The sequence below is a fragment of the Delftia sp. CH05 genome, assembly GCF_009827015.1.
GTDB lineage: Bacteria > Pseudomonadota > Gammaproteobacteria > Burkholderiales > Burkholderiaceae_C > Comamonas > Comamonas tsuruhatensis.
Map to the genome: position 1 here is coordinate 12,139 of NZ_WUMG01000009.1, position 19,434 is coordinate 31,572.

Consider the following 19,434-nt stretch of genomic DNA (forward strand, 5'->3'; position numbering starts at 1 on the left):
CGAGGCGGCGCCTGGTGTCAGGCCGCCTTGGCGCCCCTGGAATGCTCGCACGCAAAGGCCGGTGTACCGGCCTCGTCCGGCCGCTCGCCCGCCACGAAATACCGGTCCCGGCCGCTGGCCTTGGCCTGGTACAGCGCCGTGTCGGCCGTGCGCAGCAAGGCGCTCAAACCCAGCGGAGGCTGGGCCATGTTCGTGCAGGCGATGCCAATGCTCAGCGTGGGGCAGATGGTTGCGCCATCGCTTGTCTCGATGCGGATTTCGCGCGTGGCTTCGCACAGCCGCTGGGCCACGGCGCTGGCCGTGGCGCAGTCGGCGCCAGGCAGCAGCACGGCGAATTCCTCGCCGCCCAGGCGGCCTATGAGTTCATGCGGGCGCAGCGCCTGCGACAGGCGGGCCGAGACTTCCTGCAGCACCCGGTCGCCAGCGGCATGGCCGTGGCGGTCGTTGGTGTGCTTGAAGTGATCCAGGTCCAGCATCAGCATGGCGCCCGACTGGTGCTCGCGCTGCAGGCGCTCCAGCGTGCGCTGAGCGCGCTCCAGAAAGCTGGTGCGTGCCAGCAGGCCGGTCAGCGCATCGTGGTTCACTGCATGGCGCAGTTTGCTGAGCATGTCCTTGAAGGCCATGAGCGTGCAGGCCACGGCCAGCGGGCCTATGGACAGCATGGCCAGGCCCAGGCGGAACGAGAACGTGGTCTCCAGTTCGGAACTGGGCGAGGTGAGCAGTACATCTGAAAATGTGGCCAGCTTGATGGCACAGCTGGCGAGGTTGAGCAGGGCGACCACGAACAGCCGGTAGCGCATGGCACACAGCAGCATGGCCGGCATGCTCAGGGACAGCGCGCCCGGCCCGCCCAGGTAGATGGCAATGGCCTCGGAGATCACCAGGGCCAACAGCGGCAGCAGGGCCTGCACGATCTGCCTGAACGGCTGGCCACGCCAGGACAGCGGCTCCAGGCTTGCGGGAAAGCTCAACAGAACGGGCAGCAACAGGGTCATGTGCATCAGCTCGCTGCTGAACCACATGGCCATCATGGGCTGCCAGGGCCAATGCATCAGCTGGTGCATGCTCACCGAGCCCAGCACGGCGCCGACCACGCTCACAAGCAGGCTGCACATCACCAGGTGCAGCACCGATGAGGGGGAGCGCATCTGCCGCACCCGCAGCGGCAGGCGCCGCATCATCACCCAGCCGCAAGCCACGGCTGCCAGATCGGCGAAAGTCAGCCACAGGGTCTGGTCAAGCGGGCTGCCCGACAACCATTCGGCCAACGCCATGGCCACGGCGGCCGCCGTCCAGCAGTGTCTATGGCTGTAGGCGGGGCTGCGCAGCATCCAGCCCAGGAGCAGGGCGTTGGACAGCCACAGAGATGACAGATGCCCCGGAGAGCGCAGGCCCAGCGCCACGGCCGAGCACAGAAACAGCACCCCGCCCAGCACAAAGCTGTCCCGCCAGGGCGTTGCAGCTTGTGAAATCCACGGATCTCCAGATACGGCGCGATATGACATATGTCTCCCCTGTGGAGACTGAATGGAGGCACCGGACACTGCGCGCGTTCGTCGGGCATGCCGGGCATGCCCTTGTCATGGGGAACGAGCGGTCCGGCGGGCAGCGGGAAATCGGAAAACCCTCCTTTGGCGTGCTGCGGCAAGCCGCGTAACTGCGGGCAGGCCATGCGTCGGAAGCCGACGGATGCGGGTAACTTGAGTTCACAAAATTTACGCCTGCGGGGCCAATCTAGCGGAAATGCATGTATTTGCAAGTACTGATCCATCATGCGTGCTGCGCCTTCCCAAGCGGTTTGCCGTGTTCCATCGAGCCCGGCCAATACCGCCGCAGGCGGCAGCCCTGCCCGCGGAGCAGCGTCGCCAAAGGAAGGATGGGATGCATGCTAAGTATTTATGCGAGGTCCCAGCCGGGTGACATGCAGCGGCGGAGCATCGGGGTGTGTCGGGGGATTTGTAATTAGTTACTTTTGTTTCTGATAGCCATTACTCTTGCCTGGTGGTGCCCATGTGCCGTCGCTGCTGGGCGATGCGGGATGGGGATGCATTCCAGATGCGGCGGTATCGGATGAAACGAGGATCTTGTTGATGAAAGCGACGATTTGCAGCGCATAGAATTGCCGGATTGGTGGATATTTCTGCCGAAATGTTGAACACGTCCGAGCCGCCGCCATAGGCTCTTGCCGTTGACGTCCAGGGAGCTGCATGGAATACCGTCTTGATGAAACCGACCGCCAACTGCTGCGCCTGCTGCAGACCAATGCGCGGGCTTCCACCGCGCATCTGGCCCGGCAGATGAATCTGGCGCGCACGACGGTGGTGGCCCGCATTGCCCGGCTGGAGCAGGAAGGCGTGATCGCCGGATACGGCGTTCGCCTGGGTGCGCGCGTGGAGCAGTCTGCGGTGCGCGCGTACTGCGGCATTCGCGTGCAGCCCAAGACGGCCACTTCAGTAATGCAGGCACTCAACCGTTTCACCGAGGTCGAGGAGGTCTCCGCCGTCAGCGGCCAGTACGACTACATGGTGTTCGTGCGCTGCGAGAGCAACGAAAAGCTCGACGCGCTGCTGGACCGCATAGGCCTGATCGACGGCATACAGCAGACCTATACCTCGGTGGTGCTCAGCCGCAAGATCGACCGGCGCATGACGGCGGCGCTGAGCCAGCTGGCTGAATCTGCCGCCTGAGTCTTCTGCCCGTGCCGGCCGATGGAGAGCCGGGTGGCTGTCCGCATCGACTGTCGGGCATCAGACATTTCCTAGTGAAACTGCCGGGTAGGCAGTGCCTTGCCTCGCTCCTATGCTGATGCGGGCCCCGTGGCAGACCGGGGCCTTTGTGTACGCATAACACCAGGAGACAAAGCATGCACCCAGCGCTTCGCAGTGGATGGAAACCCTTGTCATTGATAGCCCTGGCCGCCTTGGCGGCCTGCGGCGGTTCGGGAGACGGCTCCGGCAGCAAGTACAGCGCAGAGATCCGCCGCACGGAGATGGGCATTCCGCACATCAAGGCCAAGGACTGGACGGGCCTGGGCTACGGTGCGGGCTATGCCCAGGCGCAGGACAACCTGTGCACCATGGCCGACTCCTTCCTGACCTACCGCGGGGAGCGTTCGCGCCACTTCGGCGGCGATGCCCAGGCCGTCTATGACAGCACCATCGACCGGCCGCGCAACATCGATTCGGACTTCTTCTTCCGCCATGTCGTCTCCGATGACGCCGTGGCCGCCATGATCCAGGCCCAGCCCGACAAGCTCAAGCAACTGGTCGATGGCTTCGTGGCCGGCTACAACCGCGTGGTGCGCGAGACCCCGGCCGGGGCCAAGACCAATGCGGCCTGCGCGGGCCAGCCTTGGGTGCAGGCCATCACGGCCCAGGACATCTGGCGGCGCATGTATACGGCCAATCTTGCCGGCGGCTACAGCAATTTCGTGGCCCAGATCGCCAATGCCGTGCCGCCTGCAGCGGCTGCGGCGGCAACGGCCTCGGCCAAGCCGGCGAAGGGCCGGTCGGCCGCGACGCAGCTGGCCGCGCTCAAGCCGGGCCAGGTGGTGGCGCCATCATTGCAGGTGGGCGGCACCACGGGCATAGGCAGCAACATGTACGGCTTCGGCCAGCAGGCTACGGGCGGCAGCAGCGTGCTGTTCGGCAATCCGCACTGGTACTGGAAGGGGCCGGACCGCTTCTACCAATCGCAGCTCACGATTCCGGGCGAGATCGACGTCAGTGGCGCCAGCTTTCTGGGCATCCCGATGGTGCTGATCGGCTTCAACAACGACGTGGTCTGGAGCCACACCGTGTCCACGGCGCGGCGCTTCGGCCTGTTCATGTACCAGCTGGCCCCCAATGATCCGACCCGCTATGTGCGCGACGGCAAGACCGAGGCCATGCAGGCCAGCAGGATCACGGTGAGCGTGCGCAATGCCTCCGGCGGGCAGGACCAGGTCACGCGCACGCTGTACAAGACCGTTCACGGCCCGGTGGTCAACCTCGGCGCCATGGACCCGGCGCTGGGCTGGACCACGCAGAGCGTGTTCGCCATCCGCGACATCAACGCCTACAACTACCGCACCTTCCGCAACTGGCTGCGCTGGAACCAGGCCAAGTCGCTGGACGAGTTCATCCGCATCCAGAAGGAGGAGTCGGCCATTCCCTGGGTCAACACCGTCGCTGCGGGACGCGGCAACGCCCAGGTCTGGTATGCCGACATAGGCGCCGTGCCCAACGTGCCGCCCTCGCAGTTGCAGGCCTGCGCCACGCCGGCCTCGGCAGCCATCAACGCGGCGCTGCCCCAGGTGCCGGTGCTGGCCGGCGGCAGCAGCCAGTGCGACTGGGGCTCGGATGCGGATTCGGTGCAGGCCGGCGCCATCGGCCCGGCACGCATGCCCAGCCTGCTGCGTGGCGACTACGTGGGCAACATGAACGACAGCTACTGGCTGTCCAATGCCTCGGCACCGCTGACCGGCTATCCGGCCATCTTCGGCTCCACCTCTTCTGCCCAGAGCCTGCGCACGCGCCTGGGCCACACCATGGCGCTGCAGCGGCTGGCGGGCACGGACGGCTATTCGGGCAAGCTGGCCACCAGCGACATCGTTCGCCAGATGGTGCTGGACAGCCGTGTGTACAGCGCGCGTTTCAAGGACGAGGCATTGGCCCAGGTCTGTCCAGGCCCCGTGTCCTCGGCGGGTGAAACGGTGGACGTATCGGCTGCCTGCACGGCGCTGCAGGCCTGGGACGGCACGGGCACGGCGGCATCCAGGGGCTCCCATGTCTGGGACGAGTTCTGGAAGCGCGTGGCCAGCCAGATCAAATCGGCCGACCTGTATGCCGTGCCCTTCGATGCGGCCGACCCCGTCAACACGCCGCGCGGCATCAAGCCCACGGCCAAGGCGGCGCTGCAAAAGGCGTTCGCCGAAGCAGTGAAGGCCGTGCAGGCCAGCGGCTTTGCCATGGATGCGGCGCGTGGCACCGTGCTGTTCTCGCAGCGTGGCGGAGAGAAGACGGCGCTGTATGGCGGATGCGGCGAGGTGGGCTACTTCACCATCACCTGCTCGGAAAACAAGATAGAGCAGGGCGGCTACAGCATGGACGGGCAGCCGCACGGCAACAGCTACATGCAGGTGGTGAGCTTCCCGGCGGCCGGAGTGGAGGCCCATACCTTCCTGACCTTCTCGCTGTCGGACGATCCTGCCTCGGCCCACTATGCGGACTACACCAAGGCCTACGGTGCGCGCCAGTGGCTCAAGCTGCCGTTCACCGACAGCGCCATCCAGGCCAGCCCGGCCTACAAGACGCAGACCGTGAGCGAGTGACATCCGCTGTCCGGCGTGATGCAGTGCCCGCCTGAAGGGGCTGCATCTGGCATGCAATGCAAACGGGGGCCCAGGCCCCCGTTTCGCTTGACTGGTTGCCTGGCTCAATCCACCACGACGCGGGCCTGGCCCGCTTCCATGCGGCCGACGATGGCTGCATCGCCAAAGCCCTGTTCGGCAAACAGCGCAAGCACCTGGTCCGCCACATCGGGCGTGCACGATACGAGCAGGCCGCCCGAGGTCTGCGGATCGGTCAGCAGCGCGCGCTGGGCATCGGTGATGCCGGCGCCCAGCACCACCTGCGTGCCATATGAGGCCCAGTTGCGGCCCGAGGCGCCCGTAATGACGCCCTGCTCGGCAAAGCCCTGCACCGTGGGCAGCACGGGCAGGCTGCGGCTGTCGATGCGCGCCGTCAGGCCCGCGCCGCGTGCCAGTTCCAGGCCGTGGCCCAGCAGGCCGAAGCCCGTCACATCGGTCAGCGCGTGCACGCCGTCCATCTTGCCCAGCGCCGTGCCGGGGCGGTTGAGCAAGGTGGTTGCCTCCACCATGGCGCGGTAGCCGGCTTCGTCCAGCAGGTTCTTCTTGAGCGCGGCCGACAGAATGCCTACGCCCAGCGGCTTGCCCAGGATCAGCACATCGCCGGCCTTGGCGTCGGCGTTGCGTTTCATCTGGCGCGGGTTGACGATGCCGATGCCCACCAGGCCGTAGATGGGCTCGACCGAGTCGATGGAGTGGCCGCCGGCCAGCGGAATGCCGGCATCGCGGCAGACCGACTCGCCGCCTTCCAGGATCTTGGCAATGGTGTCGTGCGGCAGCACATTGATGGGCATGCCCACGATGGCCAGGGCCATCAGCGGCTGGCCGCCCATGGCGTAGATGTCGGACAGCGCATTCGTTGCGGCGATGCGGCCGAAGTCATACGGATCGTCCACGATGGGCATGAAGAAATCCGTGGTCGCCACGATGGCCTGCTCGTCGTTGATGCGGTAGACGGCGGCGTCGTCAGCGGTCTCCGTGCCCACCAGCAGGTCCGGGAAGAACTGCTTGGGCAGCGCGCTCTTGCCGATCAGCTCCGCCAGCAGGCCCGGCGCTATCTTGCAGCCGCAGCCGCCGCCATGGGACAGCGAGGTGAGTCGGGGAGCTTGGGAGGTGTCTGTGGTCATGGAGCAATCCGGCGAACGGGGGCGATCGCAGTAGTGGAAAAAGTGTGCCTGCCGCCAGCGCGGCGGCGCGCCATATTATGGGCGGGCACGGCGTGCGGCCATGGTACAAGCGGGCATGTCCAAGTCTTTCGCTCATGACTGCGCATCCGTGGACTGCGATCCCGAGACGGTGGTCGGCGTGGAGCAGCGCGGCTTCAACGCCTGGCCGGCCCAGCGCACCGTGCTCTGCGGGGACTGGCTGCTGCGCGCCGCGCAGGGCCATACCAAGCGGGCCAACTCCGCCAATGCCCATCAGCCCGGCGCCCGCCTTGGCGCCTTGCTGGCGCAGATCGAAGCCTTCTACCAACGCCAGGGTCTGCTGCCCGTCTTCCGCCTCTCGCCCCTGGCCAGCCCCGAGGCCGATGCACAGCTGGCGCAGGCCGGCTACCTGCTGGCTGATCCTTCGCTCGTGATGCGCGCAGCCTTGGCGGACATGGCGCAGCCGGCGGACGGAAAAGGCTGGACCCTCGCCATGGATGCCCGGCCCGGTGCGGCCTGGCTGCAAGGCTTTGCCGAGGCCGGCGCCGTGCCGCCCCGGCACAGGCAGGCGCATCACCACATGCTGCAGTCCATTGCCTGGCCCGCCGCCTTTGCCACGCTGCGCGTCGGGGGCGAGGTGGCCGGGTTCGGCCTGGCCGTGCTGGAGCGCGGGTGCGTGGGCCTGTATGACATCGTCATCGCACCTGCAATGCGCGGGCGGGGGCTGGGCCGTGCGCTGGTGTGCGGCCTGCTGCACTGGGGACGGACGCAGGGGGCGCAATGGGCCGAGCTGCAGGTGAGAGCTCCCAACCGGGTGGCGCGCGGGCTGTATGAAAGCCTGGGCTTTCATCCGCTCTACGCCTATCACTACCGCCTGCCTGCCGTGGCGCCTTGATGTGCCGCAGCGACTAAGAAAGGATGATGACCCAGCGCGACACTCCGGGTGCTCCGAGGCGGGCGATATGTGAAAAAATGCTTCGATGCGCCGTCGTGGTGCAATGCATGGATTTCCCGTTCAAGGAGCCTTGGTTGGCTGTTCGCATAAATCGCTCACAGCGCTCGCAGCGCTCACTTCTCCCATCCCGCAGGTGGTGCATGGGTGGCAGGATCAAGGGCCTGCCGCCCGCCTGGGCCTGGGTGGCCGTGTGCCTGCTGGCGCTGCAAACGGGTTGGGTGGGGCTGGTGGGGCAGGCGCATGCCGAACCATCGGCCGACGAGCATGAGCTGGGCGTGACACGCACAGTCTTAGGCATCTTGGGCTACACGCGCTGGCCCACGGAAAGCGCGGTGCTGCGGCTGTGCGTGGTGGGCTCCACCGAATATGCCGATGATCTGCTCAATGGTGCCCCGCAGACCGTGGGCAGCCAGCGGCTGGAAGTCCGGCGCGTCGTGCTTTCCGATGCGCGCATCCTGGCCGAATGCGAAGGCATCTATGCCGGCCAGCTCGATGAATCGGCCTGGCGCAAGCTCATGGAGCAACTGGCCGGACGGCCGCTGCTGACCATCAGCGAGCGGGGCGAGCTGTGCCGCATCGGCGCCATGTTCTGCCTGCGCCGCCGTGGCGAGGGCGCGGGCTTCGAGGTCAGCCTCGACTCCGTGGCACGCAGCGGCCTGCGCGTCAATCCCAAGGTGCTGCAGCTTGCGCGCCACAGGACGTTGCCATGAAGTTGTTCCTGTCCGGCAGCGCCTCCCTGCGCAACGTGATCCGCCGCGCGCACATGCGCATGGCGGCGGTGGCCATTGCGCTGGCGGGCGCGCTGCTGCTCATCGTCGGCGTGGCCACCCTGCGTCTTTACCTGTCCAACAACCTGCATCTGGTGGCACGTTCGCTGGCCTATACGGTCGAGGCATCGCTGGTCTTCGGTGACCGTGACGAGGCTGCCCGCGTGCTGGACCAATTGCTGCGCGGCGAAGGCGTGGCCCATGCCGAGGTTTTCGATGCCGAGCAGCGCCCGTTCGTGCAGTGGTCGGGCCATGGCGGCTCGGCGCTGTCCAGCGTGGGTGAACTGCTGGCCATAGGCATAGGCCTGCCGCGCGCCGAGGCCGATGTGCGCCAGGATGGCCGCCTGGTCGGGAGCGTGCAGCTGTCCAGCGATGGCGTGGGCCTGGTCCGCTTTCTGGGCGCAGGCTTCATCGTGCTGGTGCTGTGCGTGGGCGTGAGCGGCTATGTGGGGCTGCGCCAATCGCGCCGCATGCTGCGCGACATTGCCGAACCGCTGCAGCAGTTGGCGCGCGTGGCGCACGCCGTGCGCCATGACCGCTCCATGGACCAGCGCGTGCCGCTGGCGCGCATTGCCGAACTGCGCGAGTTGGGAGACAACTTCAATGCCCTGCTGGCCGAGCTGCAGACACGCCACGAGCGGCTGCAGCAGCAAAACTCGGCCCTGGAGCGCCAAGCTTCGCGAGACAGCCTCACGGGGCTGGCCAACCGCCTGCATTTCGAGCAGCGCCTGCAGCAGGCGCTGGACAATGCGGCCGAAACCGGGCAGAAGCTGGCCGTGCTGTTTCTGGACAACGACCGCTTCAAGCAGGTCAACGACGCGTACGGCCATGCTGTGGGCGATGTGCTGCTCAAGGCCGTAGGCGCAAGACTGCGCTCGCAGGTGCGCGAGAGCGATCTGGTCGCGCGGCTGGGTGGCGATGAGTTCGCCATCCTGCTCTATCCCGTGGGCGGAGGCGGCGATGCGCAGATGGTGCGGGACAAGATAGAGGCCGCCATGCATGAGCCTTTGGTGGTCAGCGAAGGCGTGGTGCTGCAGCCTTCGGTCAGTGCGGGCGTGGCCCTTTTTCCCAAGCATGGCCAGAGCATGGAGACGCTGATGCGCCATGCCGACCAGGCCATGTACCAGGCCAAGGCCATGCGCCAGGCCGAACGAGTCACAGGAGGATGACATGTTGAAACGACGGAGCTGGACCCGGATGTGCGGCGCAGGTGCGGCCGCTGTGCTGGCCCTTGCGCTGGCGGGCTGCAAGGCGGCGCCCGAGGCGCCGCCCACGCCGCAGGGCCTGACCGAGCAGCAGCAGCAAGTGCTGCGCAGCCAGGGCTTTGCACAGGCGGAGCAGGGCTGGGAGCTGCAGATGTCGGGCAAGCTGCTGTTCGGCTTTGACTCGGCCGAAGTCGGCGCCCAGGCGCGCACCAAGGTGCTGGAGCTGGGGCGGGCGCTCAAGGGCGTGGGCATAGAGCGGCTGCGCGTGGAAGGCCATACGGACGATCGCGGCAGCGATGCCTACAACATGCGCCTGTCGCTGCGCCGCGCCGAAGCCGTGGCCGATGTGCTTGCCGAAGCCGGCCTGGCGCGCCAGGATATCGAGGTCAAGGGCCTGGGCCGCGCCATGCCCGTGGTGCCCAGCGATGCGGCGGAGAACCGCCGCGTGGCCATCGTCGTGCCCTTGCAATAGCCGTAACCTGGCTGGAATCAGAGTCGGGGGATTGGCGGAAAGCAGCAGGAGTCGAACCTACCCAGGAGCGGCTGACGCCCCTGACCGGGTTTGAAGCCCGGGCGCACCACCGGGTGCGTATGCTTTCCTTCTGGATTGAAGCTCCCCCTGAGCGGCTTACGCCGCTTCCCCCTCTCTACCCGCTTCGCGGGGGAGGGGGACGACACCCTTGCTGCGGGGCGGCCCTTGCTCGGTGTCTCTCGCCCTGGGCCGCGCCGGTTGCTGGCGCCGTAGCGAAGCAAAGCTGGCCATTGTAGCGGCCCCTTGCCTCAAATTCTTGCTTTGGCGCCAGTGGTCCACTGCACATCGGGGCGCAGCAGGTGGGCGTCGCGCAGGCGGCGGGTGTAGCCGATGCGGTCGAAGAATTCGAGGATCTGGATGGCGCGCTTGCGGCCCAGGCCTGTGGCATCGCGAAAGGCGTGGGCCTGGATTTCGCCGTTGGGGGTGGCGGCGGCCAGTTCGCGCACCAGGGCGGCGAGTTCGTCCGTGCGGGCGGCGGAGTAGAACAGGTCCTTGGTCACCTGAAACAGCAGTCCCTGGCGCGCGAGTTTGCGCAGCAGCTGGCGCACGGTTTCCTCGCCGATGGCGTTGTCGCGTGCCAGGTCGCGCACCCAGGGCGGGTCGTAGCGGCCGGCTTCGATGGCCGGCAGCAGTTTCTGGGCGATCTGTGTTTCGCTGTCCGACAGCTGCACGCTGTGGCCGGGCAGGTGCAGCCAGGCGCCGCTGGAGGCCAGGCTGCCATCCTGCAGCAGCGTTTGCAGCAGGCCTTTCCACAGCGCGTCATGTCCTGCATGGACCAGGCCGGACAGTGCCATGCGGCGCAGGCGTGCCGCGTTCACACCGGGCTCGTCGGGGTTTTTTTCGTGAAAGCGCGCCATGCTGTCCAGCACCTGGCCGCGCAGCTGCGTCCAGCGTGCGTCACCCAGCAACAGCGTGTCGCCCTCGGCCAGTGGAAGTCGGTGCAGCCGGTGCCCGCCGTTGTCCGTGGCCACGGATGCGCGGCCTGTCAGGCGCATGAGCTGCGACGTGGCAATGCCGTGCGCCGCGCCTTGCACCAGCGCGCTGGCGTCCCCGGTGGCAATCAGCGATTCCAGTGCCTGCAGATAGGCCGTGCGCTCGGGGCTGCGGCGCTTGCGTGCGGGTGCAAAGGGGTCGATGACGCTGCCGCCGGCAATGGTGCGGCTGGCCTGGGCATTGCGCACGATGAGCCGGTCGCCGGGTTGGGCATGTACGGGCATGTCCAGCACCAGTTGGACGATGGCCTGCTCGCCGGGACCCAGCGGCTGGTCCTGCAGCAGGGCCACGTGGGCCGTGCAGCGCGCCGTACCGATGTGCACATGCACAGGCGTCCATTGGGCCAGTGATGGCGCATCGGCCAGCAGTTGCAGGCGCACGTCGATCCGGTCGCTGGCCTGCAGCAGCCGTGCGTCGGCGATCCAGTCGCCGCGCGTGATGGCTTCCTTGGCAATGCCCGACAGGTTGAGCGCGCAGCGCTGTCCGGCCAGGCCCTGTTCGCTGGCCTGGTTCTGGGCATGCAGGCTGCGCACGCGCACCTCGGTGCCCGAGGCCGAATGCACCAGCGTGTCGCCCACCTTCACCTGGCCGCCGAACACGGTGCCCGTGACCACGGTGCCCTGGCCGGGCAGCGTGAAGCTGCGGTCCACGGCCAGGCGGAACAGTCCGTCGCTGGCCCGCGCGGGAATGGACTGGGCGCGCGCCATGAGGTGCTCGCGCAGCTGCGCCACGCCCGCGTCACCGGGCTGGGCGGCGGCGGTGGGAAAGACCGGGGCGCCGGCCAGCGCCGTGGGCGCCAGCAGGGACTCGATCTCGGCACGCACCTGCTGCAGGCGCTCGGGCGTGGCGCGGTCGGCCTTGGTCAGGGCCACGGTGGCTTCGCGCACGCCCAGCAGCTGCAGGATGTCCAGGTGCTCGCGCGTCTGCGGCATGACGCCGTCGTCGGCCGCCACCACCAGCAGGGCGTGGTCTATGCCCACGGCGCCTGCGGCCATGGTGTGCACGAATTTTTCGTGGCCGGGCACGTCGATGATGCCCAGTACCTCGCCATTGGGCAGCGGCGTGTAGGCATAGCCCAGCTCGATGGAGATGCCGCGCGCCTTCTCTTCCTTGAGGCGGTCGGTGTCCACGCCCGTGAGCGCGCGCACCAGGGTGGTCTTGCCGTGGTCGATGTGGCCGGCGGTGCCAATGATCATGCGTTCGTCCTCAGGCGATGTGCAGCAGCGGCAGCTGTTCGGTGAAGGCCGGCTCGTCGGCTGCCTCCAGGCAGCGCAGGTCCAGCCACAGCGCGTCGTCATGCAGCCGGCCGATGACGGGGCGGGGCAGGCCGCGCAGGCCCGCTTCAAGCCGGGTGAGCTGGCGGCCGGCCTGGCGACCGTCGGCCGGATGCAGTCGCAGGCCCCAGCTGGGCAGGTTCTCCACGGGCAGGGCGCCGCTGCCGATCTGGCTGTTCATCTCGGCGGTTTCCACCACATAGCGGCTGCCCAGCGCCTGCTGCACCAGCGGCTGCAGCGCCTGCGCGCGGGCCTGCATGTCGGCCTGGGGGCGCGTGAACAGGCGCAGCGTGGTCAGGCGCTCGGCCAGCTTTTCTGGGTGCAGGTACAGGCGCAGCGTGGGCTCCAGCGCGGCCAGGGTGAGCTTGCTCACGCGCAGCGCGCGCTTGAGCGGGTGTTTCTTGATGCGGGCGATCAGGTCCTTGCGGCCCACGATCAGGCCGGCCTGCGGACCGCCCAGCAGCTTGTCGCCACTGAAGGTGACGATGTCGGCGCCCGACTCGATGGTCTCGCGCACCGTGACCTCGTAGGGCAGGCCCCATTCGCGCAGATCGACCAGGGTGCCGCTGCCCAGGTCCACCACCATCTGCAGGCCGTGTGCATGGGCAATGGCTGCCACCTCGGCGTCGCTCACGGCCTTGGTGAAGCCGGTGATGGCGTAGTTGCTGCAATGCACCTTCATGAGCAGGCCGGTGTGTTCGCCGACAGCGCCTTCGTAGTCGCGCGCATGGGTACGGTTGGTGGTGCCCACCTCGACCAGGGTGGCGCCCGCGCGCGTCATCACGTCGGGGATGCGGAAGGCCCCGCCGATCTCCACCAGCTCGCCGCGCGAGACGATGACCTCGCGCCCGCCCGCCAGCGTGGCCAGGGTCAGCAGCACGGCGGCGGCGTTGTTGTTGACCACGGTGCAGGCCTCGGCGCCCGTGAGTTCGCAGACCAGGGATTCGATCAGGTCGTCGCGGTCGCCACGGCCGCCGTCCTCCAGGTCGTACTCCAGGTTGGCCGGCGCCGTCATGGCGGCCACCACGGCGTCCACGGCCTCCTTCGGCAGCAGGGCGCGGCCCAGGTTGGTGTGCAGCACCGTGCCCGTGAGGTTGAAGACCGTGCGCAGACGGGGTGCAAAGCGCCGCGCCAGGCGAAGGCCGGCCGCCTGGATCACCTCAGTGATGCCGGGCGCGCCTGCATCGGGCTCGCCGGACCGCAGCCGCTCCTGCGCATCGGCCCGCATCTGTGCCAGTGTCTCGCGCACGGCCTGGGTGCAGGCATCGAGGCCGTGGCGCTCGCGCAGCGCGAGCATGTCGGCGCTCAGCAGCACCTTGTCCACGGCAGGCAGGCGCAGCGCGGACGGGGTGGAGGAAGCGGCAGAGGTGGCGGCGGTATCGGTCATGGTGTGCGAAAGGGTCAGGCAGCAGGCGTGGCGGGGTCGATCAGCGCGTCGCCGGCCTCGTCCTGCTCCTCGGCAAAGGCCACGTAGAGCAGGGGATTGGCGCTGGCGCGCTGAAAGCGCGTCTCCTCGCCCATCAGCAGGTCCAGCATCAGCGAGGCCAGGTCGTCGGCCAGGGGCTCGGCCATGGGGTCCTTTTCCTGGTTGACCACCTTGCGGTAGCTGCCGCATTCCTCGCAGGTCTCGGCCAGCACGGTATCGCCGGCGCCATCGATGCCCTGGTACTCGACGCCCTTGGTCGACTCGCAGTGGGAGCACTTGACGCGCACCATGTGCCACTCCGTGCAGCAGGTGCCGCAGTGCAGGTAGCGATGGCCTGCGGCCTTGCCGCCAATGCGCAACACGCTGGCCACGGGCTCGCTGGCGCAGACGGGACAGATCGAGGCGGGATCGGTATAGGGCACGTCGCGTGCGTTCAGGCCGCTGGCGCGCGTGGCAAACACCACCTGCAGCGCAGCCATCACAAAGGGCGCCATGCCCACGTGGCGGGCCGCCACTTCCTTTTGCAGCAGCCGCTGCGCGATCTCGTCACGCCCGGCCGTGTCCAGCGCGCGCAGCTCCTGCAGCAGCGGCTGCAGCGGCGCTGGCAGGCCGTCGGCGCCCGACAGGGCATCGAGCATGCGGTCCAGCACGCCATGCCAGGCGGCATCGATATGGTCGGCGGCAGGCAGCAGCGGCATGGAATGCTCCTGCGCCCGCGCGATCAGCGCCGCATCGGGCTCGGCCAGCGTCAGCTGCCCGGCCGCCTTGGCTTGCGCGTCCACGATCTGCGCCACGAACCGCAGGTAGTCGGCAATCGGATTGCCCTCGGCCAGCTGCCGCAGCCGCGCCGCCCGCTCGACGAACAGCCCCGGCAACTGCGGCAGCAGCACGCGCGGAAAACTGGTGTGGTCCAGCGACTCGATATCGCCGGGTTGAAGAATGCGTTGCATTGGAATGAATCCCAAAAAAACAGCCGCCCGGATCGCTGGGCGGCTGGGTGCTCAGGCTGATGCCTAGTATGACGCCATGTCTGTGAAAACTGGCGCGGCCCAAGGCGAGGGGCACCGAGGAAGGGCCGTCCCGCACCGAGGGTGCCGTCCCCCTCCCTCGCGCAGCGAGTAGAGAGGGGGAAGCGGCGTAAGCCGCTCAGGGGGTGTCAGTCATTATCACCGGTCATCTTGCGATACCACCCCCGGTGGTGCTGCTTGGCCCAGGCCCGTGTCACCGTGCCGTACAGCATGGCGCGGATGGTGCCCCGGGTCCAGATGGCCGCGTACACGTGCATGATGATCAGGCCGATCATCCACACGCCCGCGATGGCGTGCACCACCGAGGCGGCGCGCACCACGTTGACGGGCAGCGTCCACCAGGCGCGCCACATGAGCGCGCCGGTCACGGTGATCGCCAGCATGCCGATGACCAGGCCCCAGAACAGCAGCTTCTGGCCGCCGTTGTACTTGCCCTGCTCGGGCATGTCGTGGTCGTCGCCGTCGATCATCTTGTTGACGTTCTTGAGCCACTCGATGTCGCGCGGCTCCACCACGTTCAGGCGCCAGAAGCGCAGCGCCATGATGATGAAGAACAGCGCCATCACCACCCCGATGTAGGGGTGCAGGATGCGTGTCCACGGCCCGCCGCCGAACAGCTGCGTGAGCGGGAAGAAGGCCGGGTGGAAGAACGCCAGGCCCGACAGCGCCAGCAGGATGAAGCAGATGCCGACCACCCAGTGGTTGGCACGCTCCGATGCGTTGTAGCGCACCAGGTCACGTGGGTTGCGTTTCATCGGCGGGCCTCCTTTTCAGCGGCTTCCTGGTCCTTGCGGTCCATTTCGTCTTCCAGTTCCTTGGACACGTCGTTCGGGCCCTTGGTGATGTAGTGGAACAGGCTGCCGACGGCAGCTGCGCCCAGCGCGGCCATGGCCAATGGCTTGGCCACGCCCTTCCACAGGGACACCATGGGGCTGATCTTCGGGTCGTCGGGCAGGCCCTTGTACAGCGAAGGCTTGTCCGCGTGATGCAGCACGTACATCACATGGGTGCCGCCCACGCCTTGCGGGTCATAGAGGCCGGCCTCGGCATAGCCGCGCCGCTTGAGGTCGCCGATGCGGTGCTCGGCCTGGTCCTTCATCGCCTCCTTGGTGCCAAACATGATGGCGCCCGTGGGGCAGGTCTTGACACAGGCAGGCTCCCGGCCGACGGCCACGCGGTCCGAGCACAGCGTGCACTTGTAGGCCTTGTGGTCCTTCTTGGAGATGCGCGGAATGTTGAACGGGCAGCCCGTGACGCAGTAGCCGCAGCCCACGCACTGGTCCTGCTGGAAGTCCACGATGCCGTTGCTGTACTGCACGATGGCGCCCGGCGAGGGGCAGGCCTTCAGGCAGCCCGGGTCCTCGCAGTGCATGCAGCCGTCCTTGCGGATCAGCCACTCCAGGTTGCCGGTCGCTTCGTTCTCGTACTCGGTAAAGCGCATGACGGTCCACGACTGATCCGTCAGATCGGTCGGGTTGTCATAGACGCCGGCCGCGCAGGTGCCGATTTCGTCGCGCAGGTCGTTCCACTCCATGCAGGCGGTCTGGCAGGCCTTGCACCCGATGCACTTGGAGACATCGATGAGCTTGGCCACCTCGCCGCTGTGCGTTTCGCGCGCACTGGGAGCAGGCGTCGTCGTCGCCGAGCGACGCTTGATATCGAGAGACATGGTTGATGACATCAGCTGCTCCTTAAGCCTTTTCCACCTTCACGAGGAAGGTCTTGGATTCCGGGGTAAGGCTGTTGCCATCGCCCACCGATGCCGTCAGGTTGTTGGCCATGTAGCCCTTGCGGCCCGTCGACGAGAAGCCCCAGTGAATGGGCACGCCCACGTGGTGGATGGTCTTGCCATCGATCTTCATGGGCTTGATGCGCTTGGTCACCACGGCGGCGGCCTTGACGAAGCCGCGCTTGGAGCTGACCTTCACATGCTGGCCCGTCTCGATGCCCAGTTCCTTGGCCAGCGCCTCGCCGATTTCCACGAACTGCTCGGGCTGAACGATGTTGTTCAACTGAACGTGCTTGGTCCAATAGTGGAAGTGCTCGGTCAGGCGGTACGTCGTGCCCACATGCGGGAACTCGCTGGGCGAGCCTGCCGAATCCTTGGCGGAGTCGAAGATGCGGGCGGCCGGGTTGATGACAGCCAGCTTGTTGTCGGGATACATGGGGTTGTATCCCAGCGGGTTGTCGAAGGCCTCGTAGTGGGTGGGGAACGGTCCCTCGTTCATGCCCTTGCGGGCGAAGAAGCGCGCCACGCCCTCGGGGTTCATGATGAACGGATCGGTGGTCTCAGGCGGCATGGTCGGACCCATGTCGGGCACGTCGGCGCCGCCCCAGGCCTTGCCGTTCCAGCGGATCAGCGTGCGCTGAGGATTGAACGGCTGGCCGTTGCGGTCGCACGAGGCACGGTTGTAGAGCACGCGGCGGTTGGCCGGCCAGGCCCAGGCCCAGTTCAGCGTATTGCCTATGCCCGTAGGGTCGCTGTTGTCGCGTCGGGCCATCTGGTTGCCGGACGAGGTCCAGCAGCCAGCCCAGATCCAGCAGCCGCCCATCGTCGTGCCGTCGTCGCGCATCTCGCCGAAGCCGGCGAGCTGCTCGCCTGCCTTGCGGATGAGCTTGGTCGGGTCCTTGGGGTCGAACAGGTCCACCAGCGCGCGGCCGTTGTACTCCTTGGCGATCTCTTCCGAAGTCGGATGATCGGCATGGGCATACGGCCACCACAGCTTGGTGATCGGCTCGGGGAACTTGCCGCCGTCCTTCTCATAGGCCTGCTTCAGGCGCAGGTGCAGGGCCGACATGATGGCGATGTCGGTCTTGGCTTCGCCCGGGGGCTCGGCCGCCTTCCAGTGCCACTGCAGCACGCGCGAGGAACTGACGACGGCGCCGTCTTCCTCGGCAAAGCAGGTCGTGGGCAGGCGGAACACCTCGGTCTGGATGGATGCCGAATCCACGTCGTTGAACTCGCCGTGGTTCTTCCAGAACTCCGACGTTTCGGTGACCAGCGGGTCCATGATCACCAGGAACTTCAGCTTCTTGAGGCCTTCGCGCACATTGTTGCTGTTCGCAAGAGCCGCCAGCGGGTTGAAGCCCTGGGCGATGTAGCCGTTGATCTTGCCCTGCGCCATCATGTCGAACACCTGCAGCATGTCGTACTGCTTGTCCAGCTTGGGCAGGTAGTTGAAGGCCCAGTTGTTCTCGGCCGTGGCCGCCGGTCCCCACCAGGCCTTCATCAGGCTCACGTGGAACTTGGGCGTGTTCGACCAGTAGTTCATCTGGCCCGGGCGCATGGCCTTGGGCGTGCGCGCGTCGATGTACTTCTGGTAGTCCTGCTCGCCTTCGTTGGGCAGCGTCAGATAGCCTGGCAGCGAAGCCGACAGAATCCCCAGGTCCGTCAGGCCCTGGATGTTGGAGTGCCCGCGCAGCGCATTCATGCCGCCGCCGGCCACGCCGATGTTGCCCAGCAGAAGCTGCACCATGGCGCCCGTGCGCAGGATCTGCGCACCCGTGGTGTGCTGTGTCCAGCCCAGTGCGTACAGGATGGTTGCGGCGCGGCCCGGCACTGCCGTCGAGGCCAGCTTCTCGCACACATGCAGGAATTTTTCCTTGGGCGTGCCGCAGGCGCTCTCCACCTTCTCGGGCGTATAGCTGGCGTAGTGGCGCTTGAGCCATTGGTACACGCAGCGCGGATGCTGCAGGCTGGCGTCCACCTTCACGTAGCCATCGGCGTCGAGTTCATAGTCCCAGCTGGACTTGTCGTACTTGCGGGTCTGCGGGTCGTAGCCCGAGAAGATGCCCTCGTCGAACGCAAACTCCTCCTTCACGATGTACGAGAAGTCGGTGTAGTTCCTCACGTACTCGTGATGGATCTTGTCGTTCGTCAGCAGATAGTTGATCACGCCACCCAGGAACACGATGTCCGAGCCCGACCGGATGGGGGCGTAGAAATCGGCCACGGAGGCGGAGCGGTTGAAGCGCGGATCGACCACCATGAAGTGCGCACCGTTGTGCTCCTTCGCTTCGGTCACCCACTTGAAACCGCAGGGATGTGCTTCAGCGGCATTGCCGCCCATGATCAGGATAACGTCCGCGTTCTTGATGTCGACCCAATGGTTCGTCATCGCTCCACGGCCAAACGTCGGGGCAAGACCTGCCACCGTCGGGCCGTGTCAGACACGTGCTTGGTTATCGAGTGCGAGCAGGCCCCAGGAGCGGGCCACCTTGTGTGTGACGTAGCCGGCTTCGTTGCTGGAGGCCGAGGCGGCCAGCATGCCGGTGGTCAGCCAGCGGTTCACCGTCTGGCCCTTGTCGTTTTGCTCGACGAAGTTCGCGTCGCGGTCGTCCTTGAGCAGCTTGGTGATGCGGGTCAGCGCCTCATCCCAGGACATGCGCTTCCACTCGGTGGAGCCGGGCGCGCGGTACTCGGGATACTTCAGGCGGTGCGGGCTGTGGACGAAGTCCAGCAGCGATGCGCCCTTGGGGCACAGCGTTCCGCGGTTGACGGGGTGGTCGGGATCTCCCTCGACGTGGATCACCGACAGCTTGGCGTTCTTGACGCCATCGCTCAGCGAATACATCAGGATGCCGCAGCCTACCGAACAGTAGGTGCAGGTCTGGCGGGTGACCGTGGTGGCGGCCAGCTTGAACTGGCGCACTTCAGCCAGGGCGGCCGTGGGCGAGAAACCCATCAACGCCAGGCTGGATCCGGCCAGAGTCGAACCAGTCACTTTCATGAACTGGCGTCTGGAGAATTGGACCATGTGGG

Annotated in this window: 14 protein-coding genes and 1 tRNA gene; 6 read left to right on the top strand and 9 right to left on the bottom strand. The window is 66.9% G+C overall.

The genetic code is table 11. The features are described 5' to 3' along the window. Positions 1-17: 17 nt before the first annotated feature. Entirely contained in the window at positions 18-1,505 is a 1,488-nt protein-coding gene (locus GRX31_RS09830; protein ID WP_160852440.1) for a GGDEF domain-containing protein, read from the bottom strand. Positions 1,506-2,207: 702 nt separating this feature from the next. Between GRX31_RS09830 and GRX31_RS09835 the strand changes: the two genes are divergently transcribed. Both GRX31_RS09835 and GRX31_RS09840 read left to right on the top strand, forming a co-directional pair. After that, a complete protein-coding gene (locus tag GRX31_RS09835; RefSeq protein WP_016446843.1) occupies positions 2,208-2,687 on the top strand; it encodes an Lrp/AsnC family transcriptional regulator in 480 nt (159 codons plus the stop codon). 176 nt (positions 2,688-2,863) lie between these two features. Beyond that, entirely contained in the window at positions 2,864-5,311 is a 2,448-nt protein-coding gene (locus GRX31_RS09840) for a penicillin acylase family protein (protein WP_160852442.1), read from the top strand. Between the two features lie 104 nt (positions 5,312-5,415). On the opposite strand, the gene selD is transcribed toward GRX31_RS09840, so the two are convergent. Further along, a complete protein-coding gene (gene selD / locus GRX31_RS09845; protein ID WP_016446845.1) occupies positions 5,416-6,474 on the bottom strand; it encodes a selenide, water dikinase SelD in 1,059 nt (352 codons plus the stop codon). Between the two features lie 100 nt (positions 6,475-6,574). Between selD and GRX31_RS09850 the strand changes: the two genes are divergently transcribed. The 4 genes from GRX31_RS09850 (at position 6,575) to GRX31_RS09865 (ending at position 9,891) form a co-directional block, all read left to right on the top strand. After that, positions 6,575-7,387, top strand: a complete 813-nt coding sequence (locus GRX31_RS09850) for a GNAT family N-acetyltransferase (protein ID WP_160852444.1) — start codon at positions 6,575-6,577, stop codon at positions 7,385-7,387. Between the two features lie 200 nt (positions 7,388-7,587). Beyond that, the gene (locus GRX31_RS09855) at positions 7,588-8,157 is read left to right on the top strand and encodes a YfiR family protein (RefSeq protein ID WP_160852446.1); all 570 of its coding nucleotides are present in this window, start codon (positions 7,588-7,590) and stop codon (positions 8,155-8,157) included. Continuing rightward, positions 8,154-9,383, top strand: coding sequence for a diguanylate cyclase domain-containing protein (locus tag GRX31_RS09860; RefSeq protein ID WP_016446848.1), 1,230 nt, complete (start codon positions 8,154-8,156; stop codon positions 9,381-9,383). The genes GRX31_RS09855 and GRX31_RS09860 overlap by 4 nt, the downstream gene beginning before the upstream one ends. A 1-nt stretch (position 9,384) precedes the next feature. Continuing rightward, the gene (locus GRX31_RS09865) at positions 9,385-9,891 is read left to right on the top strand and encodes an OmpA family protein (protein WP_016446849.1); all 507 of its coding nucleotides are present in this window, start codon (positions 9,385-9,387) and stop codon (positions 9,889-9,891) included. A 32-nt stretch (positions 9,892-9,923) separates the two neighbouring features. Here the strand turns inward: GRX31_RS09865 and GRX31_RS09870 are convergent. The 7 genes from GRX31_RS09870 to fdnG all read right to left on the bottom strand — a co-directional run bounded on the left by GRX31_RS09870 (position 9,924) and on the right by fdnG (position 19,429). Further along, a tRNA-Sec gene (locus tag GRX31_RS09870) sits at positions 9,924-10,019 on the bottom strand. Between the two features lie 180 nt (positions 10,020-10,199). After that, positions 10,200-12,140, bottom strand: a complete 1,941-nt coding sequence (gene selB, locus GRX31_RS09875; RefSeq protein ID WP_160852448.1) for a selenocysteine-specific translation elongation factor — start codon at positions 12,138-12,140, stop codon at positions 10,200-10,202. 10 nt (positions 12,141-12,150) lie between these two features. Continuing rightward, on the bottom strand, positions 12,151-13,605 hold the full coding sequence (selA, locus tag GRX31_RS09880) for an L-seryl-tRNA(Sec) selenium transferase (protein WP_160852450.1): 1,455 nt from the start codon (positions 13,603-13,605) through the stop codon (positions 12,151-12,153). Between the two features lie 14 nt (positions 13,606-13,619). Further along, positions 13,620-14,594, bottom strand: a complete 975-nt coding sequence (gene fdhE / locus GRX31_RS09885) for a formate dehydrogenase accessory protein FdhE (protein ID WP_016446852.1) — start codon at positions 14,592-14,594, stop codon at positions 13,620-13,622. A gap of 206 nt (positions 14,595-14,800) precedes the next feature. Further along, the gene (locus tag GRX31_RS09890; protein ID WP_012205324.1) at positions 14,801-15,427 is read right to left on the bottom strand and encodes a formate dehydrogenase subunit gamma; all 627 of its coding nucleotides are present in this window, start codon (positions 15,425-15,427) and stop codon (positions 14,801-14,803) included. Continuing rightward, positions 15,424-16,353, bottom strand: a complete 930-nt coding sequence (fdxH, locus tag GRX31_RS09895) for a formate dehydrogenase subunit beta (RefSeq protein WP_012205325.1) — start codon at positions 16,351-16,353, stop codon at positions 15,424-15,426. Before fdxH ends, GRX31_RS09890 begins: the two co-directional genes overlap by 4 nt. A 10-nt stretch (positions 16,354-16,363) precedes the next feature. Continuing rightward, positions 16,364-19,429, bottom strand: coding sequence for a formate dehydrogenase-N subunit alpha (gene fdnG, locus GRX31_RS09900; RefSeq protein ID WP_160852452.1), 3,066 nt, complete (start codon positions 19,427-19,429; stop codon positions 16,364-16,366). Positions 19,430-19,434: the final 5 nt, after the last annotated feature.